The sequence below is a fragment of the Streptomyces sp. CB02009 genome, assembly GCF_001905825.1.
Classification (GTDB): Bacteria; Actinomycetota; Actinomycetes; order Streptomycetales; family Streptomycetaceae; genus Streptomyces.
The window spans coordinates 334618-359257 of record NZ_LIVV01000005.1 but is presented as its reverse complement, the minus strand read 5'-3'; the positions used below and the strand labels follow the sequence as shown (position 1 = coordinate 359257).

The window sequence follows — 24640 nt, the reverse complement described above, 5'->3', positions numbered from 1 at the left end:
TATGACCGATATGCGGCATTGTGCGGCCAAAGATCGCCGAGTGTTATCCACAGGTCGCGGGCAAGGCGGTGGCTGAAGTCGCCCGAGCGGGACAGAATCGAGCTGTGAGCCGGACCACGGGGCCCGGTTCGCGTGCCGGAACGACGGTGAACGACGGGGGACGACGGGAGGCAAGCCGTGAGGACAGCGACACTGGGACCCGCCGAGCGCGCCGAGGCGCTCTCGGCCATGGCCGAGCGCGAGCTGGACGTGCTGGTGGTCGGCGCCGGAGTGGTCGGCGCCGGGACGGCCCTCGACGCCGTCACGAGAGGGCTCGCCACCGGCCTCGTCGAGGCCCGCGACTGGGCCTCCGGCACCTCCAGCCGGTCCAGCAAGCTCATCCACGGCGGCCTGCGCTACCTGGAGATGCTGGACTTCGCCCTGGTCCGGGAGGCACTCAAGGAGCGCGGACTGCTCCTGGAGCGGCTCGCGCCCCACCTGGTGAAGCCGGTCCCCTTCCTCTACCCGCTCCAGCACAAGGGCTGGGAGCGGTTCTACGCGGGCTCCGGCGTCGCGCTGTACGACGCGATGTCCCTCTCCTCCGGGCACGGCCGCGGCCTGCCCGTCCACCGGCACCTCTCCCGGAGCGGCGCCCTGCGCGTCGCCCCCTGCCTCAGGAAGGACGCCCTCGTCGGCGCCCTCCAGTACTACGACGCCCAGATGGACGACGCCCGCTTCGTCACCACCCTCGTGCGCACCGCCGCGTCCTACGGCGCCCTGGCCGCGAGCCGGGCCCGCGTCATCGGCTTCCTGCGCGAGGGCGAGCGGGTGGTCGGCGCCCGCGTCCAGGACGTCGAGGCCGGGGCGGAGTACGAGATCCGGGCCAAGCAGATCGTCAACGCCACCGGGGTGTGGACCGACGACACCCAGGCCCTCATCGGCGAGCGCGGCCAGTTCCACGTCCGCGCCTCCAAGGGCATCCACCTCGTCGTCCCCAAGGACCGCATCCACTCGTCCACCGGGCTGATCCTGCGCACCGAGAAGTCCGTGCTCTTCGTGATCCCCTGGGGCCGGCACTGGATCGTCGGCACCACCGACACCGAATGGGACCTCGACAAGGCCCATCCCGCCGCGTCCAGCGCCGACATCGACTACCTCCTGGAGCACGTGAACACCGTGCTCGCCACCCCGCTCACCCGGGACGACGTCGAAGGGGTCTACGCGGGCCTGCGCCCCCTGCTCGCCGGCGAGTCGGACGCCACGAGCAAGCTCTCCCGCGAGCACACCGTCGCCCACCCCGTGCCCGGCCTGGTCGTGGTGGCCGGCGGCAAGTACACGACGTACCGCGTCATGGCCAAGGACGCCGTCGACGAGGCCGTGCACGGCCTCGACCAGCGGGTCGCCCCCTGCGTCACCGAGGACATCCCGCTGCTCGGCGCGGAGGGCTACCGGGCCCTGTGGAACGCCCGGGCCAGGATCGCCGCCCGCACCGGCCTGCACGTCGTCCGCGTCGAGCATCTCCTCAACCGGTACGGCTCCCTGACGGAGCAGATCCTCGACCTGATCGCCGAGGACCCCACCCTCGCCGAACCGCTCCCGGCGGCCGACGACTACCTGCGCGCCGAGATCGTCTACGCCGCCTCCCACGAGGGCGCCCGGCACCTCGACGACGTCCTCACCCGGCGCACCAGAATCTCCATCGAGACCTTCGACCGGGGCACGCTCAGCGCCCGCGAGTGCGCGCGGCTGATGGCGCCCGTCCTCGGCTGGGACGAGCACCAGATCGAGAAGGAGATCGAGCACTACGAGAAGCGGGTCGAGGCCGAGCGGGAGTCGCAGCGGCAGCCCGACGACCTGACGGCGGACGCCGCCCGGCTCGGAGCGCCGGACATCGTGCCGATCTGACGGGACGTCCGGCACGCGCGAGTGGGAACCTGGGGGGTGTGCGGGGGCGTCGTCATCCCGGAGTACGGACCCGGGGACGCCACCCGTCCTGAGGTGAGGGACAATGGCCTCTCTTCCAGGGCGGGTTACCGCATCGCGCGGGAAGCGGCAGACGCGGCGAAGATCAGGGATCGCAGAGGGGACGCATGTCGGAGGCGGAGCAGTCGCGGGACACGGCGAAGGACCCCAGGCGGGACGCCGCCGCGGGGGCCGTGACCGACGGCGACCGAGGAGTGGTCCCGGCCGCGCGTGAGCCGGAGCGGGACGACGCGACGGACACACAGGACGCGAAGAACGCGCAGGTCGAGCGGGGTGCGGAGGACGCCGGGGCACCGGCGGCGGCCGCCGGCACGCCCGCGGAGCCCGCGGCGCCGACCAACCTGGCCCGGCCCGCCGGATCCACGGATCCGGCGGACGCGAAGGGCCCGGACGCCGGGGACGTGAAGGACGTTCAGGACGCCCCGGGCGGTCCGGACGTGAAGGACGCTCAGGGCGCGTCCGGCGGGCGGCTGCGGGGAACCGAGCCGTCGACCGGGCGGGCCGGGTTCGGCGCGGGCGACGGCGACGGGGAGAGCCAACGTCCCCCGGCGCGGAGTTCCGCGCGCGGAACCGGTGGCGACCGGGGGCGCAAGGCCGCGGTCAACGAGGGCCGGCTCCTCGCCGGCCGCTACCGGCTCGGCGGGGTCCTCGGGCGCGGCGGCATGGGCACGGTGTGGCGGGCGGTCGACGAGACCCTCGGCCGTACCGTCGCCGTCAAGGAACTCCGCTTCCCCACCAGCATCGACGACGACGAGAAGCGCCGCCTCATCACCCGGACCCTGCGCGAGGCCAAGGCCATCGCCCGGATCCGCAACAACGGCGCCGTCACCGTCTACGACGTCGTCGACGAGGACGACCGTCCGTGGATCGTCATGGAGCTCATCGAGGGCAAGTCCCTCGCCGACGCCGTCCGCGAGGACGGCACGCTCACGCCCCGGCGGGCCGCCGAGGTCGGCCTCGCCATCCTCGACGTCCTGCGCTCGGCGCACCGCGAGGGCATCCTGCACCGCGACGTGAAGCCGTCCAACGTGCTGATCGCCGAGGACGGCCGGGTCGTCCTCACCGACTTCGGCATCGCCCAGGTCGAGGGCGACCCCTCGATCACCTCCACCGGCATGCTCGTCGGCGCCCCCTCGTACATCTCGCCCGAGCGCGCCCGCGGCCACAAGCCCGGCCCCGCCGCCGACATGTGGTCGCTCGGCGGACTCATCTACGCGGCGGTCGAAGGCAGCCCGCCGTACGACAAGGGCTCCGCCATCGCCACCCTCACCGCGGTGATGACCGAGCCCGTCGACCCGCCGAAGAACGCGGGACCCGAGCTGGAGAAGGTCATCTACGGCCTCCTCGCCAAGGACCCGGCCCAGCGGCTCGACGACGCCCGCGCGCGCGTCCTGCTCCTCGCGGTGCTCGACGCGCCCGAGCCGGCGCCCCCGGTCTCCCCCGAGGTCACCCGGGTCGTACCGCTGCCGCCGCGCCCCGACCAGCCCCCGGTGGCCCCGGCGGCCGACCGGGGCACGGCGCCCGAGGCGCCCGCCGACCGGATGCGGGGCGCGCTGAAGTCCGTGCGGAACGCGGCGGCCGCCGTGAAGGCCGAGCCGAAGGCGCCGTCGACCCCTGCCGCCAGGACGGCGGCCGGGGGCGCCTCGGCGGCACGGCCGAACGGTGGCAGACCGGCTCAGGCCCGTGCGTCGCTGACCGACGTCGTGCCGCGGCGCACGCTGGTGATCATCGCCGCCGTCGCCGTGCTCGCCCTGCTCGGGACGATCCTCGCGGTCTCCCTCAGGGGCGGCGGTGACGGGGGTGACCAGGGCAAGGACACCGGGGGCACCACGGCCTCGGCCGGCGCGTCCGCCGGCGGCGACGGCTCCGACGGTTCCGGTGCCTCCGGCGGATCGGGCGGCGACAAGGGCCAGTCGCCCGGCGGCGCCGGCCAGCAGGGCGGCGCGCAGCCCGGCGACACCGGCTCGAACGGGTCGACGGGCGCCGGCGGCGCGACGGGCTCCACGGGCTCCACCGACGGCTCCGGCGGTTCGGACGGCAACGGCACCACGCCGACCGGCACGCCCGACGGCGGCACGGGCGCACGGCTGCCCGAGGGCTACACCCTCGTCACCAACGACCGCTTCCACTTCTCCATGGCGATGCCCGCCACGTTCAAGGTCCGCTCGATACCGGGCTACAGCGGCGGCGGGATATTCAGCGAGAGCGGCGGCTTCCCGCGCATCCAGGTGGACTTCAACTCCACCCCGAAGGACAACGCGGCGGCCGCCTGGGAGCTCGGCAAGATCGGCGTGGCCGCCACCAGCAAGAACTACAAGCACTTCGGTATCCGGACGGTCTCCTACAAGGGCTACCCGACCGTCGCGGACTGGGAGTTCGAGCGCACCCAGCAGGGGATGCGCGTCCATGTGCTCAACCGCGGCTTCAAGGTGGACGCCACGCACGGCTACTCCATCATGGTCAGCTGCAAGGCGGAGGAGTGGAACGGCGCGGAGTGCAAGACGCTGCGCGAGACGGCGTTCGCCACGTTCAGCCCCAAGGACTGACCGGCGGCACGTATCGTGAGAGTTCGAGGACCGAACGCAGCCGAACAGAGCCGATAACTGCACGCTGCCGGACCGGAATTGTCGGACTCGCGTGATCCCGCCCGATCCCGAGGGGTCCGCGGGTCCACGGGGGACAGCGTGCGCGCGTGGGGAGGCGTCGTGGACGACTACGCGGGAAGGGTGCTCGCGGACCGCTACCGCCTGCCCCTGCCGCCGGCGGACGCGGACACGGACGCGTACGACCCGGCCGGGACGCGCGCCTTCGACACGTTCAGCGGTCAGGAGGTCCTGGTCCGCCAGGTGCCGCTGCCGGAGTTCGTCGACGCCGAGGTGCTCGACGGCGAGGGCGGCCCGGCCGGTCCCTACGGCGCCGCGGGGCGGGCCACCCGCCGCCCGGCCGAGCCCGTCGTCCGCCGGGCCATCGAGGCGGCCCAGGCCGCCGCGCAGATCCCCGACCATCCCCTCCTCGACCAGGTCTTCGACGTCTTCGCGGAAGCCGGTTCGCTCTGGATAGTGAGCGAACGCATCGCGGCCCGGCCGCTGGCCGCGCTCCTCGCCGAGCGGCCGCTCAACCCGTACCGCGCGGCCGAGATCGGCGCCGACGTCCTCACCGCCCTGCGCGCGCTCCACGCCCACGGGTGGGTGCACCGGAACATCACCGCCCGGACCGTGCTCGTCTGCGACGACGGCCGGGTGGTCCTGACGGGCCTCGCGGTGGGCGCCGCGGAGGAGGCGCTCTGCGGCTACGCACCCGTACCGGAGCAGGATCCGGACGCGACGGCATGGCGGGCGCCCGAGGAGGAGTACGGGGGCGGAGGGCACGACACCGAGGAGTACGGCTCCGAGGAGTACGGCGCTGAGGAGTACGGCACGGAGGAGTACGGCTCCGAGCTCTACGAGGCGGAGGTGTACGAGGAGGCCGACGGGCACCTCCCGTACGGGACGGGCGAGTTCGAGGAGGCGGCCGAGGAGTCCGCCGACGAACGGGGCGACGAGCTGCTCGACGAGCCGGCCGCGGAGACGGCCGAGCGGTCGGGTCCGGACCTCGGCGACGGGTACGGCGACGGCGACGGGTACCGCCACGGCGACGGGTACGGTCACGGCGATTCGGCGTACCTCCCCGAGTCGGGCGCGTACGGTGCCGAGTCGGGCGCGTACGGCTCCGAGTCCGGTGCGTACCGCTCCGAGTCCGCCTCGTACGACACCGAGTCCGGCCGGTACGACACCGAGTCCGGTGCGTATCTCCCCTCGTACGGTCCGTACGAGACCGAATCCGCCTCGTACCTCCCTGAGTCCGACCCGTACGCCCCCGAACCTGAGGCGCACGACGGCGAATCGGGACCGGACGGCTCCGCGTCGTCCTCCCCCTACGGAACCGCCCCCGGCGGATACGGCTCCGATCCCTACGGCCGGGCGCTGCCCGCGGCGCCCGCCGCCGAGACGCAGCCCGCGCCCGTGCCGCCCACCGCCGACGTGCGGGCCGCCCGCGCCGGGGCCATCGCCGCCTACCGGGCCGGTGCGCGCGCGGCCGCCAAGCTCGGCGAGACCGGTGCCCTGCCCGTGCAGCGCCCCGCGCCGCCGGACCCGCCCGAGCCGCCCCCGGCGCCGACCGCGCAGGCGGCAGGCGCGCCCGAGCCGCAGTGGTGGGCGCGGGTGGCGGACGACGACGAGGACGACGAGGACGACGGCGACGAGCCGTACCGCGCGGGTCCGCAGCCGGGCCCGCCGCCGCGCGTGATGCTGGCCGGCAACTGGAGCGACGGCCCGCACGCCTCCCGGGACGGCTCCCCGCCGATCCCGGCCGGCGGTTCGGGCCCCGGCCGCGGCCCCGTGCTGCCCGGCTCGGGCCGTCCGGCCCTGCCCGCCGGGTACACGGCCGCGACCCCGGACCCGGCACGCCTCCCGGTGCCCGCCGGCGCACGGCGGGAAGCGGCCCTTGAGCCGGCCGGGATCCCGGCGCAGGCGGACCGCGGCCCCACCACCCGGCTCGCCGCCGAACGGGCCCGGCAGACCCGGATCGCGGTCGTCGGCGCCGTCACCGAGCGCTGGGCACCCGAACAGGCCGGTCCCGTCCACGAGAACTGGCGCCTCGCCCCGCCGATCGGTCCCGCCACCGACCTGTGGGCGCTCGGCGCGCTCCTCTACCGGGCCGTCCAGGGGCACGCCCCCTACCCCGAGGACAGTGCCGCCGAGCTCGTCCAGCTGGTCTGCGCCGAGCCGCCCGCCTTCGCCGAGGAGTGCGGCCCGCTGCGCCCGGTCGTGGAGTCCCTGCTGCGCCAGGACCCCAGCGAGCGACCCGACTTCGAGGAGCTGCGCGGCTGGCTGCGCTCCCTGGTGCGGTCGGCTCCCGAGCCGGAGGCCGGTGTCGGAGTCGTCCCGCTGCCGTCCTTCGACGAGAAGCGGCTGCCGATCGTGCGCCGGCGCGGCGAGCTCGTACGGCGGCGGCGCGGGGGAGCGGGAGCGGGGCGGCACCGCCACAAGCGGGGCAAGGACCCGCGTCCCCCGGCACAGGCGCACCCCCGTCACGACGACCTCCCCACGCGCGAGTACGGGCCCGCGCCCGTGCGGGACGACCTCCGGGACGACGCCCGCCAGGAGTACCGCGAGGAGTACCGGGAGGAGTACCGCGAGGACTTCCAGGAGTCGTTCCACGAGGAGATCCCCCAGCGCGCTTCCCGAGCGCCCAGAGCGCCCCGGGCGACCAAGGCGCCCCGGGGCGGCCGGACGTCGTCCTCGCGGCCCCCGGGATCCCCGCAGGCCCTCGGCCGTACGCTGCTGGTCCTCGTCCTCCTGCTGCTCGGCGGGGCCGTCGCGTACGCCGTCCTCTTCATGTCGGGCGAAGGGGAGGAGCCCACCGCGCCGGCCACTCCCTCGGCCGGCCAGGCTCCGCGTACGACCGCGCCCGCGAGCCCTCCGTCCGGGACGAAGGAGCCGACCGCGGCCCCGCCGACCAGCGGACCGGCGACCCCGCGCACCACCCCGCCCGCAGCCCCCTCGGGCCCGGCCCTCGCCGCGGGGTACACGCTGCGGCAGGACCCGGAGGGGTTCCGGATCGGCGTGCCGAACGGGTGGCGGCGCAGTCCGGTCAACGACGTCGGGCAAGTGCGGTACACGAGCGGCGACTTCACGATGATCGTGGTCCCCGGCCGGGACAGCGTCGCCGACAACGGCTCCGACCCGCTGGAGTACCAGCGGTCGCGGGAGCGCGAGCTGGACCCGCTGCGGGCGGCCGCGAGCTGGGGGGAGGTGCAGGACGAGCGCCGGGTCACCATCGGTACGACGGTGACGGCCACGGGCAGTTACCTGTGGCCGGACAGCACGGGCCGCATGGTGTTCGTCCGCAACCTGGCCCTGATCGACGGCGGCCGGTACCACGTCGTCCAGGTCATCGGCCCGAAGAACGACCGCGCCAAGGTCTCCGAGATCTTCGACGAGGCCACGAAGGGGTTCCGTCCGGGGCGCTGATCGGGACCGTGTCGGGAGGGGGTGCCCGGAATGCCCATCGGCCCCCGGTCACAGTGCTGTTCCTATGGCGGCCCCGAGGTTCCGCCACCCCCGCCCCCCTCCGTAACCTGGCATCCGAAGGAACGGGCGGGGGCAAGTGGAACATTCTCAGAGCACAGGCGCGGGGCTGCTGCTCGCTGGTCGCTACCGGCTGGGCGAGTCCATCGGACGCGGCGGCATGGGCAAGGTCTGGCGCGCCCACGACGAGGTGCTTCACCGCGTCGTGGCGGTGAAGGAGTTGACGGCGGGCCGGTTCGTGGCCGAGGCCGATCGCCTCGTGCTGCACGCCCGTACGCAGAAGGAGGCGCGGGCCGCCGCGCGGATCACGCACCCGGGTGTCGTGACCGTCCACGACGTCCTGGAGCACGACGACCGGCCGTGGATCGTGATGCAGTACGTCGACGGGCCCTCCCTCGCCGACGCCGCCAAGGAGAAGGGCACGATCGACCCGCACGAGGCGGCCAGGATCGGGCTGCACGTGCTCGGCGCGCTGCGCGCCGCGCACGCGGCCGGCGTGCTGCACCGGGACGTCAAGCCGGGCAACGTCCTGCTCGCCCGGGACGGGAGCGTCCTGATCACCGACTTCGGGATCGCGGCGATCGAGGGTGACGCGACGATCACCCGGACCGGTGAACTCGTCGGCTCCATCGACTACCTGGCCCCCGAGCGGGTGCGCGGCGGCGACCCCGGTCCCGCCTCCGACCTCTGGTCGCTCGGCGCCACCCTGTACACGGCGGTGGAGGGCACGTCGCCGTTCCGCCGCACCTCGCCGATCAGCACCATGCAGGCCGTGGTGGCCGAGGAGCCGCCGTACCCGGAGAAGGCGGGGCCGCTGGCCCCCGTCATCGTGGCCCTGCTGCGCAAGGACCCGGCGCAGCGGCCGTTGGCGGACGAGACCGGGCGGATGCTGCTCGACGCGATGGAGGGGCGTACGCCGGCGGCGGCACAGGCGTACGTACCGACCCAGCGGGTGGCGCGGGACGACCTGGACCCGACCGGGGACGGTTCCGTCTCCGGCCACGACCTCGTCACGCTGGGGGAGGAGTCCGACGGCCCGGGGCCGACGGGCACGGCGCGGACCACGACCCCGTCCGGCACGACGCCGTGGCCCCAGGCGGCCCAGTCACCCCACCAGACCCATCGCTCCCACCAGCCACACCAGTCCCAGCAGCCCCGCTCGCCCCAGCCCTCCCAGCAGTCCCACTCGCCCCAGGGAACCCACGGCGCCCAGGGAACCCACGGCACCCACGGCACCCACGGGCAGTCCTCCCCGCCCACCGTCGTGCCGCCCGCCGGCACCCCCGTCCCCGCCGCCTCCGGCTCGGGCTCCGGCCGGAGCTGGCGTACCGCCGTCCTGGCCGCGCTGCTCGCCGGCCTCGTCGCGGGCGGCGCGGTCTTCGCCGCCATGAACGAATCGGGCGGCGACCCGGGCGCCGGCGGACGGCCCACGGCCACCGGCTCCGCCCCCGCCACCACCCCGGCCGCCGCGGGCGACATCCCGGACGGCTGGCACCGCGTCGAGGACCGGGAGGGCTTCAGCATCGTCGTGCCGAAGGGCTGGAAGCGGCAGACGGAGGGCGACAACATCGACTACACCCCGGACAACGGCCGCCACCGCATCCGGATCAACATCGACCCCAGCCCCGACTTCGAGAACCCGTACATGCACGCGCTCGACCTGGAGCGCATCGTCGCGAAGCGGATGGAGTACACCCGGGTCAAGCTCGGCCAGACCACCTACCGCGACCAGGTCCGCTCCAGCCTGTGGGAGTTCACCTGGACGGAGAAGCGGGACTTCCCCGGGCCCCGGCACGCGATCGACCTCATGTACTACGCCGAGGACGGCACGGAGTACGCGATCTACATGTCGTCCCCGGAGTCGAGCTGGGAGACCACCCGAGAGCAGTTCGACGTGGTCCTCCAGCACTGGCGGGCCCCGGGCGACCGAACCCCGTGAGAATCTCCGGCACGGGCCTCTTCACAGCCGTAAGCCCCTGATCAGGGCTTATGTGCCAGTGATCGCTGGCGCGATGTGGGCGCCCGGTGAAAACGCGTTACCGACGGGTACCCAAAGGGCGGAACGGCGCCTACGCTCGGGCCCATGACGGACTCGCAGGCCCCCGCCGCCCCCTCGGTTCCCGACGCCCCCGCCGCGCAGGCCGGAGCGGCCGCGCCCGCCGGGGCGACCAATCCGGTCGCGCCCGCGCCCGCCGGCGCCCGCACGGCGGCCGACGTCGTGACGCCCGAGGTGGTCGCCCGGCTCACACGCGGTGTCGTCGGCTCCGGCCGGACCGCCAACCACACCCCGTTCACCGGGGCGAAGCTGGCCGACCTGCCCGAGTCCACCCCCGAGGACGTCGCCGAGGCCTTCACGCGCGCGCGTGGCGCCCAGGCGGCCTGGGCCGCCACCCCGGTCAGGGCCCGCGCCGCCGTCCTCCTGCGCTTCCACGACCTCGTCCTCCAGCGCCAGTCCGAGGTCCTCGACCTCATCCAGCTGGAGACGGGCAAGGCGCGCCTGCACGCCCACGAGGAGGTGCAGGCGGTCGCCGTCGCCGCCCGCCACTACGGCCGCAAGGCCTCCTCGTACCTGAAGCCCCGCCGTCACACCGGCGTCGTGCCGACCCTCACCAAGGTCACCGAGCTGCGCCAGCCGCGCGGTGTCGTCGGCCAGATCGCCCCCTGGAACTACCCGCTCGAACTCTCCGTCGGCGACGCGCTCCCCGCCTTCGTCTCGGGCAACGCCGTCGTCATGAAGCCCGACACGGAGACCGCGCTCACCGCCCTGTGGGCGCGCGACCTGCTCATCGAGGCCGGACTGCCCGCCGAGGTCTTCCAGGTCGTCCTCGGCGACGGCCCGGTCGTCGGCCCCGAGGTCGTCAAGCACGCCGACTACGTCTCCTTCACCGGCTCCACCCGTACCGGCCGCGAGGTCGCCCAGGGCGCCGCCGCCCGGCTCGTCGGCGTCTCGCTCGAACTCGGCGGCAAGAACGCGATGCTCGTCCTCGAGGACGCCGACATCGAGAAGGCCGCCGCCGGAGCCGTCCGCGCCTGCTTCTCCTCCGCCGGCCAGCTCTGCATCTCCATCGAGCGCCTCTACGTGCACGAGTCGGTCGCCGAGGCCTTCCTGGAGCGCTTCGCCGCCCGTACCAGGGCCATGCGGCTCGGCAGCTCCCTCGCGTACGGCGCCGACATGGGCTCGCTCGTCGGAGACCGCCAGCTGGAGACCGTCACGAAGCACGTCGAGGAGGCCGTCGCCAAGGGCGCCACGCTCGTCGCCGGCGGCGTCGCCCGCCCCGACATCGGCCCCCTCTTCTTCGAGCCGACCATCCTCGACGGCGTCGAGGCCCCGATGGCGGTCTGCGGCGAGGAGACGTTCGGCCCGGTCGTCTCGATCTACCGCTTCCGCGACGAGGACGAGGTCGTCGACCTCGCCAACGCCACCCCGTACGGACTGAACTCCTCCGTCTGGACGAAGGACTCGCGCCGGGGCCACGCGGTCGCGGCCCGGCTGCGCACGGGCACCGTCAACATCAACGAGGGGTACGCCCCCGCCTACGGCAGCGTGCAGTCCCCGATGGGCGGCATGAAGGACTCCGGGCTCGGCCGGCGCCACGGCTCCGAGGGCATCCTCAAGTACACCGAGGCCCAGACGGTCGCCCAGCAGCGGCTGATCCCGCTCGCGCCCTCCTTCGGGATGGACGACGAGAAGTACGCCGCGTTCATGAGCGCGTCCCTGAAGGCGATGAAGGCCCTGCGCCTGCGCTGAGCCGGCGCCGCGCCTCCCCATCCCGACCGCCCCCTTTTCGTACGAGGAGAGCCATGACCGCGGTACCCCCTTCCCAAAATCAGGAGCAGGCGGAGGACGAGGCGTACGACTACGACGTCCTCGTCGTCGGCTCCGGCTTCGGCGGCTCGGTCACCGCGCTCCGCCTCACCGAGAAGGGCTACCGGGTCGGCGTCCTGGAAGCCGGGCGCCGCTTCACCCGCGCGACCCTGCCGAAGAACTCCTGGGACGTGAAGAACTTCCTGTGGGCCCCCGCCCTCGGCCTCTACGGCATCCAGCGGATCCATCTGCTCGGCAACGTGATGGTGCTCGCGGGCGCCGGTGTCGGCGGCGGCTCCCTGAACTACGCCAACACCCTCTACGAGCCGCTCGCGCCGTTCTTCGACGACCCGCAGTGGAAGGACATCACGGACTGGCGCGAGGAGCTGAGCCCCTACTACGACCAGGCCAAGCGCATGCTCGGCGTCCGGATCAACCCGACCATGACCCCGTCGGACGTCCATCTCAAGGCGACCGCGCAGGCCATGGGCATCGGCGACACCTTCCACATGGCGCCCGTCGGGGTGTTCTTCGGGGACGGGCAGGACGGCGACGGCACGGCGAAGGCGAAGCCGGGCGGCGAGGTGCCCGACCCGTTCTTCGGCGGGGCCGGCCCCTCCCGCAAGGCCTGCACCGAGTGCGGCGAGTGCATGACCGGCTGCCGGCACGGCGCCAAGAACACCCTCAACGAGAACTACCTGCACCTCGCCGAGAAGGCGGGCGCCGCCGTCCACCCGATGACCTCGGTCGTCGCGGTCACCGAGGACTCGCGGGGCGGGTACGCCGTCAGGACCCTCCCCTCCGACAACCGGAGGAAGGGCAAGGGCCGTACCTTCACGGCCCGCAAGGTCGTCATCGCCGCCGGCACGTACGGCACCCAGACCCTGCTGCACCGGATGAAGGACACCGGCCTCCTGCCCCGCGTCTCGGACCGGCTCGGCGAGCTGACCCGCACCAACTCCGAGGGTCTCGTCGGCTCGCAGACCACCGACCGGCGCTACCGGAGGAAGCACGGCAAGGAGCGGGCCGACTTCACCCGCGGCGTCGCCATCACCTCCTCGATCCACCCCGACGAGAACACCCACATCGAGCCCGTCCGGTACGGCAAGGGCTCGAACTCGATGGGCGCGCTGACGGTCCTCCAGGTGCCGTACGGCGCGCACCGGGTCCGCAGGTGGCTGCTCGAACTCGTCAAGCACCCCGGGCTCGCCGCCCGCGCGCTGTCCAACCGGCGCTGGTCGGAGCGGACCATCATCGGCCTCGTCATGCAGTCCCTGGACAACTCGCTGACCACCTACCGCAAGCCGGGCGGCATCGGGAAGGGCCTGCTCACCGCCCGCCAGGGCCACGGGGCACCCAATCCGACGCAGATCGAGGCGGCCACCCGGGCCGCCACCCTCCTCGCCGAGGAGATCAACGGCTTCGCCGGCTCCAACGTCGGCGAGCTGATGGGCACCCCGCTGACCGCGCACTTCCTCGGCGGCTGCCCGATCGGCGCCGACGCCGCGTCCGGTGTCATCGACCCGTACCACCGGCTCTTCGGGCACCCGGGAATCTCCGTCGTCGACGGCGCGGCCGTCTCCGCGAACCTCGGCGTGAACCCGTCGCTGACGATCACCGCGCAGGCGGAGCGGGCGATGTCCTTCTGGCCGAACAAGGGCGAGGAGGACCCGCGGCCGCGGCAGGGTGAGGCGTACGTACGGGTCGCGGCGGTCGAGCCCAAGTCCCCGGTGGTCCCGGCCGAGGCCTTCGGCGCGCTGCGGCTGCCGTTCCTGGGGATGCCGGTGGTTCCGCCGAAGGCGTCGTGAACCGGTGCGGCCGGCCGCACGGCGGCCGAGACAGGTAAGGGGCGCTGCACCCCCCTCCGAGTGCAGCGCCCCCACCAGCTTTGGTGTTGCTGCATAGATGACCGGCGACCGGCGGGGAAGGTTGTAGCGGTTGCGCAGGATCTTCGTGTGACGCGCGTCACGTCTGAGATGGGAGCGCGGACAAGGGCCCCGTGGCGCGATTCCGGTCGCGGCACGGGGCCCTTGGGGTCGGCACCGGTGTCAGGGCAGCGGCGGTGCCGAGCGGGGCGGCGCCGGGGGGTTGCGCCGCGTGGGAGGGGGATCCGAGGGGTTCGCACTGTGCAGGCGGTCGCGGGGGCCGCGACCGGAAGAGCCGGTTGCGGCCGGCCCCGAGCGTCCCCGGGGCCGACCGCTCCTTCTGGGTGACCGGGCTGCTGTCCCCTGCTGTCCGGTCACAAGCGCTGGTGCGAGGTCCCACGACGTACCGGAGGTACGCCACACGCCCCAGCGAAGCCACGCGTGGTTTCTTGCGGGCCCGCCCCTGGCTGGCACGGACACCCGGACCAACGAAGCCGACGCTCGGCCGGTCACGCGCCGTACGGGTGAGAGCGGGCCCGAACTCAGATCCGGGGACGCACCCGGACACGCGAGCGCACGCTCAGCGGCGGTGTCGCACCCGGCCGCGCGAGCGCACGCCCGGCCGCGGGGAGCGCGCGGCTGCGGGAGCGCGGCCGGTGACGCGCGCACGCTCAGATGCGGCCCCGGCACAGCTCCAGCATCGTCATCGCCAGCGCCGTGCCCGGCTTGCCGAGGGCGTCCCTGTAGTGGCCGAGGACCTCCATCTCGCGGGCCAGGTTCACCCGGCGGCCGCCGGAGGAGATCCGCGCCTCCTGGATGACGGCCGAGACTGCCACCCGTTCCTGGATGAGGCCGATGATCCGGTCGTCGAGCGCGTCGATGCGGTCGCGGGCGTCGCCGATCAGCGTCGCCGCCTCGTCGGTGCGGGCGCCGGTCTTCTCGGGGGTGGCGGTGTTCGTCGTCATGGCGGGGCTCCTGGGGTGTCGGATGCCCCGGGGTGAACCGGCCCGGGAACGCAGAACGCCCCGGGCTGTCAGCCCGGGGCGCCTGGGAAGTCGCTTGTCAGTTGCTCAAGCAGCACGACCATGGCAGCCGGTGGGCCGGTTGCCATAGGTAAAGACGAAGGTCGTGAGCTCGCGCATGGCGACAGTATGGACCCCGGTGACAGGCCGGGGCCAACCCGGGTTCGGATGGTGAGACGAAAAGCGCCACCGGCGCGCCGGTAGAATCGACAAATAGCACCCCCCTTCGGGGGACCCTCCTCCTACCGCCGGAAGGCCGCCGTAGTGTCATCAGCGACCCCCGCTGCCGCGCCCGACGTCACCAACCCGGACGTAGTCCTCGTTGTCGACTTCGGCGCCCAGTACGCCCAGCTCATCGCCCGCCGCGTCCGTGAGGCCCGGGTCTACAGCGAGATCGTCCCGTCCACCATGCCGGTGGCCGAGATGCTGGCCAAGAACCCGAAGGCGATCATCCTCTCCGGCGGCCCGTCCTCGGTGTACGCCGAGAACGCCCCCCGTCTCGACCGTGCGATCTTCGAGGCGGGTGTCCCCGTCTTCGGCATGTGCTACGGCTTCCAGCTGATGGCGACGACCCTCGGTGGCACCGTCGACAACACGGGCGCCCGCGAGTACGGCCGGACGCCGCTGCACGTCTCCAAGGCCGGCTCCACCCTCTTCGAGGGCACCCCGGTCGAGCAGTCCGTGTGGATGTCGCACGGCGACGCCTGCTCCGCCGCCCCCGAGGGCTTCGCCGTCACCGCGTCCACGGACGTCGTACCGGTCGCCGCCTTCGAGAACGACGAGAAGAAGCTCTACGGCGTCCAGTACCACCCCGAGGTGCTGCACTCCACGCACGGCCAGCAGATCCTGGAGCACTTCCTCTACCGCGGCGCCGGCATCGAGCCGAGCTGGACCACGGGCAACGTGATCGAGGAGCAGGTCGCGGCCATCCGCGCCCAGGTCGGCGACAAGCGCGCCGTCTGCGGCCTCTCCGGCGGCGTCGACTCCGCCGTGGCCGCCGCGCTCGTGCAGAAGGCCATCGGCTCCCAGCTCACCTGCGTCTACGTCGACCACGGCCTCATGCGCAAGGGCGAGACCGAGCAGGTCGAGAAGGACTTCGTCGCCTCGACCGGCGTCAACCTCAAGGTCGTCGACGCGCAGGAGCGGTTCCTCACCGCCCTCGCCGGCGTCTCCGACCCGGAGACCAAGCGCAAGATCATCGGCCGTGAGTTCATCCGCGTCTTCGAGCAGGCGCAGCTGGAGATCCTCCAGGAGGAGGGCCCCGAGGTCGCGTTCCTCGTCCAGGGCACCCTCTACCCGGACATCGTCGAGTCCGGCGGCGGCACCGGCACCGCCAACATCAAGTCGCACCACAACGTGGGCGGCCTCCCCGACGACATCGAGTTCGAGCTCGTCGAGCCGCTGCGCCAGCTGTTCAAGGACGAGGTCCGCATGGTCGGCCAGGAGCTCGGCCTGCCGGAGGAGATCGTCCAGCGCCAGCCGTTCCCCGGCCCCGGCCTCGGCATCCGCATCGTCGGCGAGGTCACCAAGGACCGCCTGGACCTGCTGCGCGAGGCCGACGCCATCGCCCGCGAGGAGCTCACCGCGGCCGGTCTCGACCGGGAGATCTGGCAGTGCCCGGTCGTCCTGCTCGCCGACGTCCGCTCCGTGGGCGTCCAGGGCGACGGCCGCACCTACGGTCACCCGATCGTGCTGCGCCCCGTCTCCTCCGAGGACGCGATGACGGCCGACTGGTCGCGCCTGCCGTACGACGTGCTGGCCAGGATCTCGACCCGCATCACCAACGAGGTCGAGGACGTCAACCGGGTCGTCCTCGACATCACCAGCAAGCCCCCGGGTACCATCGAGTGGGAGTAGTCCCTCCCGCAGACGTCCGAAGCCGCCGCCCCGCCACCCGGGGGCGGCGGCTTCGCTGTGTCCGCCCCTCGGGAGGGCGTCTTTCCATGGCGTCCGGACTCTGGTGACTTGACCGGCCGGGCATTACCTTCCGGCGCATGAGCGTGATACCCGACCCCGTTCCCGTCGACCGGCTCCACTTCGCCATGCCGCCCGTCCACGCGACGGCCGAGGAGGAGCGCGTCCACCGCAAACAGCGGCTCGCCGGCGCGCTCCGGGTCTTCGGGCGGTTGGGCTACGAGGAGGGCGTCTCGGGCCACATCAGCGCCCGCGACCCCGAACTCCCCGACTGCTACTGGGTGAACCCCTTCGGGGCGCCGTTCGAGGAGATCTCCGCGAGCGACCTCGTCCTGGTCAACGGCGACGGGCAGGTCGTCCGGGGCGGGCAGCACGTCAACCAGGCCGCGTTCACCGTCCACGCCCAGGTCCACCGGGCCCGTCCCGACGCCGTGGCCGTCGCCCACACCCACTCCCTCCACGGCCGGGCCCTCGCCTCGCTCGGCGAACTCCTCGACCCGATCACCCAGGAGGCCTGCGCCTTCTACCAGGACCACGCCCTCTACGACGCCTACACCGGCGTCACCGTGGACCCGGAGGAGGGGCGCCGGATCGCCCTCGCGCTCGGCCCGTTCAAGGCGATCGTGCTCCGCAACCACGGGCTGCTCACCGTCGGCGCCTCCGTCGACGCGGCCGCCTGGTGGTTCATCGCCCTGGAGCGCTGCGCCCAGGTGCAGCTGGCCGCGCGGGCGGCCGGGAAACCGGTCCTGATCGACCACCGCGAGGCCGTCGCGACCCGCGAGCAGCTCGGCAGCGACCTCGTCGCCTGGATCAACTACCAGCCGCTCTGGCGCAGGATCAGCCGCACGGAGCCCGAACTCCTGTCGTAACACCATCGCCTCACCCTTCTGTACGTCAATGCGACGGCACGGCAATCACCCTCCGGCGGGGCGCACGCGGCAGCGCGGGAGCCGTCGGTACGACACAATTCCCAGGAAACAAAGGCTGGTTGACTCTCCGGGGCGCACCGGTACGTGTCGTGAAGTGAGCTCGGGAAGTGAGCACCGTGGCGGTTCAAGAGGCGAGACAGCACGGCGAGCACGCGACGGCCTGCGCGGGCTGCGCCCACTGCGGACGGACCGGCCACCGGCGTGCCGTCGCCGCCTTCCTCGCCCGGCGCGACGAACTCGCCGCCGGGCACGGCGTCCCCGCGGCCGTCGCCCACTCCCCGGTCGCCGCCCGCCAATGGGTGTCCGACGAGCTCGCCCAGTCCGCCCGTGCGGTGGCCGCGCACGGCCGGGAGGCCGGCGTGGCGTGGTTCGACCGGGTACGGCGCGGGGGCCTCGCCGCGGTCTGGGGCGCCGTCGTCCTCCTGCTCCTGGGCCAGGCCCTCACCGCCGTCGGCGACGGCTGGACCGTCGCCCGGACGGCCGGCCTCTGCACCGCCGTGGTCCTCGCCGTCCTGCTCAGCGCGGCCGCCCACGCCCACCGCTCCCGGGGCGGACTGCTCGCCCCGCTGATCGGCGAGGACAACCGGCTCTCCACCTCCCGCGCCGTCGCCGCCGCCTGGCTCCTCCTCCTCGGCTACGCCCTGGTCCTCCTGGCCTTCCAGTCACCGGGCGCGCCCGCCTTCGGCCTCGCCCGGGGCGCCGGGCTGCTGACCGTGCTCGCCCTGGTGTCGGCCGTCACCGTGACCGCCCGGTTCGTCGTCGCGGCGGGGATCGCGTCCCGCCGGCTCCAGAAGGTCCGCGCCGACCGGCCGCGCGCCGCCGACCTGCTCTGCGACGACAGCGGCCGGGCCGCGCTCGCCGACGTCCAGTACGTCCTGGTCGCCGGGTCCGCGCTGGTCCTGACGGCCGTCGCCCTCGCCCACGACCCGGCCGGGCTCCCGGCGGTGCCCTGGTCCCTGGTGCTCCTCGTCGGCGTCTCCGCCGTCTGGCACCTCGCCGCGAAGTGCACCGAGGGAGTCCGCCCCACGATCCACTCCGTGGTCAGGTCACGGGAGGCCGGGGACCTCGACGCCCCGATCCGCACGGGGGACGACATCGAGATCCGCGGCTGCGGTTTCGTCCCGCCCGGGGCCGGTGCACCCGACCCGCTGACCCGTCTGGTCGTCCGTATCGGCGCGGTCCACGCCCATGTGCCGCTGGTCCCGGTCCCGGGCGGCTTCGCCAACCCCACCGACGCCGCCCTGACCGTCCCCCTCCCGGTGGACGTGGAACCGGGCCGGGTGGAGGTCTCGGTCGTGACCGCGGCGGGCGTCGAGACCAACCGGGTCGCGATCGACGTCGTGGATTGATCCCTCCGGCCCTCCTTCCCGTATCCCTTCGCGGGCCGGGCGAGGAGAATCGTTCCGCGAAGAGTCGTACGGGGCGAGGAGAGGTGGCCGACGATGACGGGACACGCGGACCGGGCGGACGGCGCGGCCGGCGGGACCGGTGGCGCGGGCGGGACGAGCGGCCCCGACGGCACCCGGGACGCGGCCGACCCGCGCGGCGCGGGCCGGGGCGGCGCCGCCGGCGCGCTCGACCGGTGGAAGGCGCTCGGCTCCCGCTACGCCCTCCTTCCGCTCCGGATCTTCCTCGGCGTCACCTTCGTCTACGCCGCGTTCGACAAGCTCACCGACTCGGCCTTCTTCGCCGACTCCGGCACGGGCTCCATCGGCGAAATGATGACCGGCGTCCGCGACAGCTCGGCCGTCCCCGCCCTGGTCGACCTCGCCCTGAAGAACCCGGCCGGGTTCGGCTACGCCATCGCCCTCGGGGAGCTCGCCGTCGGCATCGGGACCCTGGTGGGCCTCTTCGCCCGCGTGGCGGCGCTCGGCGGCGCCCTCATCTCCCTGAGTCTCTGGCTGACCGTGAGCTGGCAGGTGAACCCGTACTACCTCGGCAACGACCTCGCCTATCTGATGGCCTGGCTGCCGCTGGTGCTGGCCGGGGCGTCGGTGCTGTCGCTCGACCGGCTCCTCGCCGAACGGCGCCGCACCCGGTAGACGATCCAGGTCACCAGCCCGGCCGTGCCCAGCCCGCCGAAGAGGACCGGGAACACGACGTACCACGGGGTCGTCCAGGCCCCGGTGGCGTCGCCCGCGTAGAGCCCGGCCAGGGCGAGGGCGGTGAGGCCGGCGATCATCCTGCCGGGGCGGAACTCATGAAGCAGCACGGGTGACCTCCACCTGTCCGATGCTGACCTTGAGAGAGAGGTCGAGGGTGCCCGCCGGGGCGGTCCCGGCCGGCGGGGCCAACGTCCGGGTCACGTCGCGGTCCGGCGCGACGTCGATGTCGTCCGCCGGCTCGCCCGGCAGCTGCAGGTCGCCGAGTCCCACCTGCGCGTGGACCTTCACGACCGCGTTCTTCGGGACGATCACCCTGAGCTGCCCCGCGCCGACCTCGATCGACGACGACACGGTCGTGCCCGCCGGGACCGCGAGCGCCGACAGGTCGAGCGTGCCGACCCCGGTCCCCAGCTCGTAGCGCGGCTGCACGGCGGAGACCGACGCCGGCTTCCACGTCTCGCGGATCCACTCCGTGGTGATCTGCCCGGGCACCGCCGTCGTCAGGGAGAGCAGGCCCGCCGTGACCACGGTGAGGAAGACCGTGCCGAACCCGGTCCTGCCGAGGAAGCTGCTGACGACCAGACCGAGGCCGAACACCGCGAGCGCGGCGACCAGACCGGTCTGCAGGCTCGTGCCCAGCGGCTCGCTCTCCCAGGTGAGGGAGGTGCCGATCACCGCCGCGGCCATGGCGAGCAGATAGACGAGACCGCCGATGGAGAGCGGGCTCCGCCGGATCGAGGGCTTCGGGCGCCCGGGAGCGGAGCCGGCCTTCCACCGGGCTCCCGGCTTCGGGACCTCGCCGTCCACCAGGCCGTCCTGGTCCACGATGCCCTGCGGACCCCACAGGTAGCCGACGGCCACCTTGCCCGTCGAGCCGTCCTTGACGATCGGGTCCCGCCACCACGAGGGGAACTCGGCGAGCGGCGGGGCCTTGGTCTCGGGCGGGGCCTCGGCGACCGGCCGGGAGGCCGTCGCCGCGTCCGCCCGCCCCTCCGCCTCCACCGCGCCGGCCTGCCGGTGGCGCGACCAGACCGCCGCAGACGACAGCGCGAACGCCACCAGCAGGGCCGAGCCCAGCATCGACCCGCTGTGCAGCATCGACAGGAAGACCCCGCAGCCCACCAGCGCCATGAGCACGGCGGCCAGCGTGCCGCCGGACACGCGGCCGGTCAGCAGCCTGCGCCCCTCGTTCTCGTCCTCGCCCTCGGCCGGGATCAGCAGCCACGCGAAGCCGTAGAAGATCAGACCGAGACCGCCCGGCACCGCGAGCACACCGACCACCACCCGGAAGATCACCGGGTCCAGGTCGAAGTACCGGCCGAGGCCACCGCAGACACCGCCCACGACCTTGCCGCCGCGCGAGCGCCGCAGCGGACGGGCGGAGACGGCCTCCGCCGGCGGCGGGGCCTCGTGCTGCGAAGGCATCGAACTCGTCATGCGTCCATGGTGACGGCCCGTGACGCCCAGCGGCACCGGTGCCGACCCTGGCCCGACCCTGATATTCGGTGCCGCACCGCCCCCGAGGCCGTACCGGGGGCGATCTCAGGGCCGACCCTGATGTCCAGGGCGGGCCGAACGTGTGACGATCGGTGCATGTCCGCAGCCGCTCGTGTCACCGACACCGACGAACCGCCCGTGCGCAGGCTCTACCGGAGCGCCGACGGGCGATGGCTCGGCGGTGTCGCGCGCGGCCTCGCGGGCCACCTCGGGCTGCCGGTGGTCTGGGTCCGCATGGCCTTCGTGGTCATGTGCTTCCTGGACGGCCTCGGACTCCTGATCTACGCGGCCTTCTGGATCGTCGTCCCGCTCGGCGTCGGCGGGAGGACCGCCCCGCGCCCCGTCTTCGAGACCACCCCCGACGGCCGCCGAAGACTCCGCAAGCCCGACCGGGGACAGGTCTTCGCCCTCGTCGTGCTGGCGATCGGCGCCGCGCTCCTCATCGGGAACATCAGCGTCGACGGCGAGTCCGGCCGGTACGTCTGGCCCCTGCTCCTCGTCGGCGTCGGCGTCGCCCTGGTCTGGCGCCAGGCGGACAACGCCCGCCGGGCCAGCTGGACCGATCCCGGCCGCCGCACGCGCGCCCTCCAGCTCGCCCGCGGTCTCGTCGGCGTCGCCCTCGTCGGCGCCGGCCTCGCGGTCTTCGTGGTGGTCCGCGGCTCGGTCGCCCAGCTCGGCACGGCCCTCACCGCCGCCGTCGCCGTGCTCACCGGCATAGCCCTGCTCTCCGGCCCCTGGCTGGTCCGGATGTCGCAGGACCTCACCGAGGAGCGGACCATGCGCATCCGCGCCCAGGAGCGCGCCGAGGTCGCGGCCCACGTCCACGACTCGGTGCTGCACACCCTCACCCTGATCCAGCGCAACGCCGAGGACGCGGGCGAGGTCCGCCGGCTCGCCCGCGCCCAGGAGCGCGAGCTGCGGAACTGGCTGTACAAGCCCGAGGGCACAGGACGGGACGAGGAGCCCGAGACGCTCGCCGAGGCGGTGAAGAAGGCGGCGGCCGAGATCGAGGACAAGCACGGCGTCCCGCTCGAGGTGGTCGTCGTCGGCGACTGCCCGCTCGACGAGGGCCTGGTCGCGCAGATGCAGGCCGCGCGCGAGGCGATGGTCAACGCCGCGAAGTACGGTGGCGAGGGCGGAGCCGTGCAGGTGTACGCGGAGGTCGAGGGCCGCACGGTGTTCGTCTCGGTCCGGGACCGGGGGCCGGGATTCGACCTCGACGCGGTCCCCGAGGACAGGATGGGCGTACGAGAATCGATCATCGGCCGGATGCAGCGCAACGGCGGCACGGCCCGGCTGCGGTCCGTGCCGGGCGGGGGCACCGAAGTGGAGCTTGAGATGGAGAGGGCGGACGGATGAGCGACGAGACCGGAGAAGCGACCGGAACCGAGGCGGGGGCGGGCACGGAGCGCCGGGTGCGGGTGGTGCTCGTCGACGACCACCGGATGTTCCGCACGGGAGTGCAGGCCGAGATCGGCCGCACCGACGTCACCGGTGTCGAGGTGGTCGGCGAGGCCGCCGACGTCGACCAGGCGGTCACCGTCATCACGGCGACCCGCCCCGAGGTCGTCCTCCTCGACGTGCACCTTCCGGGCGGCGGCGGCGTCGAGGTGCTGCGGCGCTGCGCGAGCCTGATGAGCGCGGCGGAGAACCCGGTGCGCTTCCTCGCCCTGTCCGTCTCGGACGCGGCCGAGGACGTCATCGGCGTGATCCGGGGCGGTGCCCGGGGCTATGTCACCAAGACCATCACCGGGACCGACCTGGTCGACTCGGTCTTCCGGGTCCAGGAGGGCGACGCCGTCTTCTCGCCCCGGCTCGCCGGATTCGTCCTGGACGCCTTCGCGTCGACGGACGCGCCGCCGGTGGACGAGGACATGGACCGGCTGACCCAGCGGGAGCGGGAGGTGCTGCGGCTGATCGCCCGGGGGTACGCGTACAAGGAGATCGCCAAGCAGCTCTACATCTCGGTGAAGACGGTCGAGTCGCACGTCTCCGCCGTGCTGCGCAAGCTCCAGCTGTCCAACCGCCACGAACTGACCCGCTGGGCCACCGCCCGCCGCCTGGTCTGATCAGCCCACCCGGGTCGCTCCCGCGAAGGGCATCTCGTCGAGGGGGGCGACCCTGACCGGGGCCCCGGGGCGGGGGGCGTGGATCATCTGGCCGCCCCCGATGTACAGCCCGACGTGGCTGATCCCGGAGTAGAAGAAGACCAGGTCGCCCGGAGCGAGCTGGGACCGGGAGACCCGCCGGCCCGCGTTGATCTGGGTGTACGTGGTGCGCGGCAGCGAGACGCCGGCCGCGCGCCAGGCCGCCTGGGTGAGGCCCGAGCAGTCGAACGCCGAGGGGCCCGTCGCCCCCCACACGTACGGCTTGCCGAGCTGGGCGCGGGCGAAGGAGACGGCCTCGGCGGCCCGGCCGTTCGGCGCGGTCACCGGGGCGCGGTCGCCGCCCGAGGAGCGGTCGGCGCGCGCGGTGGCGGGAGCGGCGGTCGCCGTGCCCGTACCGCCGGCGGCGCTGTTCCCGGCGGAGGCGCCGGAGCCGTCGCGGCCCGCCTCCGCGGCCTCGTACCGGGCGCGTTCCTCCGCGGTCAGCCGGGCGAGCACGGTCCGTGCCGCCTGGAGCTTGCCGAGGACCGCGGCCTTCTGCCGCCGCAGCTCCGTCTCGTGCCCGCGCAGTGTGTCCAGGCGCCCCGTCGACTCGGCGCGCAGCTGCCGGACGGCGGCGAGCTCGCGGCGCACGGCGCTGACGGCGGCCGCCTGCCGCTCCCCGGCCCGCTCGGCGAGCGCGGCCCGCTCCAGGTACTGGTCGGGGTTCGAGGTGAGGGCGAGCTGGACGGCGGGGTCGAGTCCCCCGGACCGGTACTGGGCGGCGGCCATGGCCCCGAGCCCGTCCCGCGCGGTGTTGAGGCGCTGGGTCCTGCGGGCGGCCTCGTCGCGCAGCCGCTCGAACGCGGTGCGGGCCTCGTCGGCCTTCTCCTTCGCCCCGTTGTACCGCTCGGTCGCGACCTCGGCCTCCTCGTACAGCCGGTCCACCTTCTCCTTGACCTGTGCGGTGGTGGGGCGGGGCTCGGCGTGCCCGGATCCCTCGAAGAGGGTCGCGGTCGCGGCGGAGGCGAGGGCGAGGGTGGCGGCGGTGCGGCCGGCCTGGCCACCGAGGGGGGACTGCCTGGGTTTTCGGTGTGCTGCCACGAGGGCGCGTCACATCCTCTGCCTGGGGGACACGGGCCCGCCGGGCCGACGGCGGGCCGCACAGGGGAGACGGACCGCCGCCGGGTTTTCTCGGCGGGGGTGACCGACAACCGCCGGATCGCCGACGGTGGTGGGGAGCCGGCCACCTGGTGAAGGACGCTAAACCTGGGGTCACGCCCGGACGGCGGGATGACCGCTATTGGCGACACTTGGCGGTCGGCGACCGATGTCTTTCGTCCGGGGTGGCGGGCCGAGGGGCATTGCGGCGGTCGTCCGACCGAAGCG

At 73.8% G+C, this 24640-nt stretch carries 16 protein-coding genes; 12 read left to right on the top strand and 4 right to left on the bottom strand.

The features are described from left to right. Positions 1-177 precede the first annotated feature (177 nt). From AMK27_RS21080 to AMK27_RS21050, 6 genes are all read left to right on the top strand, one after another. A complete protein-coding gene (locus AMK27_RS21080; protein ID WP_073910482.1) occupies positions 178-1884 on the top strand; it encodes a glycerol-3-phosphate dehydrogenase/oxidase in 1707 nt (568 codons plus the stop codon). A gap of 185 nt (positions 1885-2069) precedes the next feature. After that, entirely contained in the window at positions 2070-4508 is a 2439-nt protein-coding gene (locus tag AMK27_RS21075) for a serine/threonine-protein kinase (protein ID WP_073910478.1), read from the top strand. Positions 4509-4667: 159 nt separating this feature from the next. Beyond that, on the top strand, positions 4668-7973 hold the full coding sequence (locus AMK27_RS21070; RefSeq protein ID WP_073910474.1) for a protein kinase: 3306 nt from the start codon (positions 4668-4670) through the stop codon (positions 7971-7973). Positions 7974-8109: 136 nt separating this feature from the next. Next, the gene (locus AMK27_RS44190) at positions 8110-9969 is read left to right on the top strand and encodes a serine/threonine-protein kinase (RefSeq protein WP_274535748.1); all 1860 of its coding nucleotides are present in this window, start codon (positions 8110-8112) and stop codon (positions 9967-9969) included. Positions 9970-10113: 144 nt separating this feature from the next. After that, on the top strand, positions 10114-11778 hold the full coding sequence (locus AMK27_RS21055) for a succinic semialdehyde dehydrogenase (RefSeq protein ID WP_073910467.1): 1665 nt from the start codon (positions 10114-10116) through the stop codon (positions 11776-11778). A gap of 53 nt (positions 11779-11831) precedes the next feature. Continuing rightward, positions 11832-13643, top strand: a complete 1812-nt coding sequence (locus tag AMK27_RS21050) for a GMC family oxidoreductase (protein ID WP_073910464.1) — start codon at positions 11832-11834, stop codon at positions 13641-13643. Between the two features lie 728 nt (positions 13644-14371). Here the strand turns inward: AMK27_RS21050 and AMK27_RS21045 are convergent. Then, positions 14372-14665, bottom strand: coding sequence for a chorismate mutase (locus AMK27_RS21045; protein ID WP_073910460.1), 294 nt, complete (start codon positions 14663-14665; stop codon positions 14372-14374). Positions 14666-14986: 321 nt separating this feature from the next. On the opposite strand from AMK27_RS21045, the gene guaA reads away from it, so the two are divergent. The 4 genes from guaA (at position 14987) to AMK27_RS21025 (ending at position 19607) form a co-directional block, all read left to right on the top strand. Beyond that, positions 14987-16579, top strand: coding sequence for a glutamine-hydrolyzing GMP synthase (gene guaA, locus AMK27_RS21040; RefSeq protein WP_073910456.1), 1593 nt, complete (start codon positions 14987-14989; stop codon positions 16577-16579). A gap of 137 nt (positions 16580-16716) precedes the next feature. Continuing rightward, positions 16717-17505: a class II aldolase/adducin family protein gene (locus tag AMK27_RS21035; RefSeq protein ID WP_073910452.1), complete on the top strand. Its 789-nt coding sequence runs from the start codon at positions 16717-16719 to the stop codon at positions 17503-17505. Positions 17506-17681: 176 nt separating this feature from the next. Further along, the gene (locus AMK27_RS21030) at positions 17682-18914 is read left to right on the top strand and encodes a hypothetical protein (RefSeq protein WP_445194864.1); all 1233 of its coding nucleotides are present in this window, start codon (positions 17682-17684) and stop codon (positions 18912-18914) included. Between the two features lie 93 nt (positions 18915-19007). Then, complete coding sequence (locus AMK27_RS21025; protein WP_073910445.1) at positions 19008-19607, top strand: DoxX family protein; 600 nt, start codon at positions 19008-19010, stop codon at positions 19605-19607. Here AMK27_RS21025 and AMK27_RS21020 read toward each other — a convergent pair. Then, positions 19517-19777 carry a hypothetical protein gene (locus AMK27_RS21020; protein WP_073910442.1) on the bottom strand — a complete coding sequence of 87 codons (261 nt, stop codon included), beginning with the start codon at positions 19775-19777 and terminating at the stop codon, positions 19517-19519. The two genes, AMK27_RS21025 and AMK27_RS21020, sit on opposite strands and share 91 nt — an antisense overlap. Continuing rightward, the gene (locus AMK27_RS21015; RefSeq protein WP_073910440.1) at positions 19764-21107 is read right to left on the bottom strand and encodes a PspC domain-containing protein; all 1344 of its coding nucleotides are present in this window, start codon (positions 21105-21107) and stop codon (positions 19764-19766) included. Before AMK27_RS21015 ends, AMK27_RS21020 begins: the two co-directional genes overlap by 14 nt. Positions 21108-21263: 156 nt before the next feature. On the opposite strand from AMK27_RS21015, the gene AMK27_RS21010 reads away from it, so the two are divergent. Next, on the top strand, positions 21264-22526 hold the full coding sequence (locus tag AMK27_RS21010; RefSeq protein ID WP_073910437.1) for an ATP-binding protein: 1263 nt from the start codon (positions 21264-21266) through the stop codon (positions 22524-22526). Continuing rightward, entirely contained in the window at positions 22523-23236 is a 714-nt protein-coding gene (locus AMK27_RS21005) for a LuxR C-terminal-related transcriptional regulator (protein WP_073910433.1), read from the top strand. The genes AMK27_RS21010 and AMK27_RS21005 overlap by 4 nt, the downstream gene beginning before the upstream one ends. On the opposite strand, the gene AMK27_RS21000 is transcribed toward AMK27_RS21005, so the two are convergent. Next, the gene (locus AMK27_RS21000) at positions 23237-24355 is read right to left on the bottom strand and encodes a C40 family peptidase (RefSeq protein ID WP_073910429.1); all 1119 of its coding nucleotides are present in this window, start codon (positions 24353-24355) and stop codon (positions 23237-23239) included. Positions 24356-24640 lie beyond the last annotated feature (285 nt).

What these genes read in the sequence shown, in the direction of transcription:
- AMK27_RS21075 (WP_073910478.1), top strand. Translation starts at nt 2,070, where the DNA reads ATGTCGGAGGCGGAGCAGTCGCGGGACACGGCGAAGGACCCCAGGCGG.
- AMK27_RS21055 (WP_073910467.1), top strand. Translation starts at nt 10,114, where the DNA reads ATGACGGACTCGCAGGCCCCCGCCGCCCCCTCGGTTCCCGACGCCCCC.
- AMK27_RS21050 (WP_073910464.1), top strand. Translation starts at nt 11,832, where the DNA reads ATGACCGCGGTACCCCCTTCCCAAAATCAGGAGCAGGCGGAGGACGAG.
- AMK27_RS21045 (WP_073910460.1), bottom strand. Translation starts at nt 14,665, where the DNA reads ATGACGACGAACACCGCCACCCCCGAGAAGACCGGCGCCCGCACCGAC.
- AMK27_RS21035 (WP_073910452.1), top strand. Translation starts at nt 16,717, where the DNA reads ATGAGCGTGATACCCGACCCCGTTCCCGTCGACCGGCTCCACTTCGCC.
- AMK27_RS21025 (WP_073910445.1), top strand. Translation starts at nt 19,008, where the DNA reads ATGACGGGACACGCGGACCGGGCGGACGGCGCGGCCGGCGGGACCGGT.
- AMK27_RS21015 (WP_073910440.1), bottom strand. Translation starts at nt 21,107, where the DNA reads ATGACGAGTTCGATGCCTTCGCAGCACGAGGCCCCGCCGCCGGCGGAG.
- AMK27_RS21010 (WP_073910437.1), top strand. Translation starts at nt 21,264, where the DNA reads ATGTCCGCAGCCGCTCGTGTCACCGACACCGACGAACCGCCCGTGCGC.
- AMK27_RS21005 (WP_073910433.1), top strand. Translation starts at nt 22,523, where the DNA reads ATGAGCGACGAGACCGGAGAAGCGACCGGAACCGAGGCGGGGGCGGGC.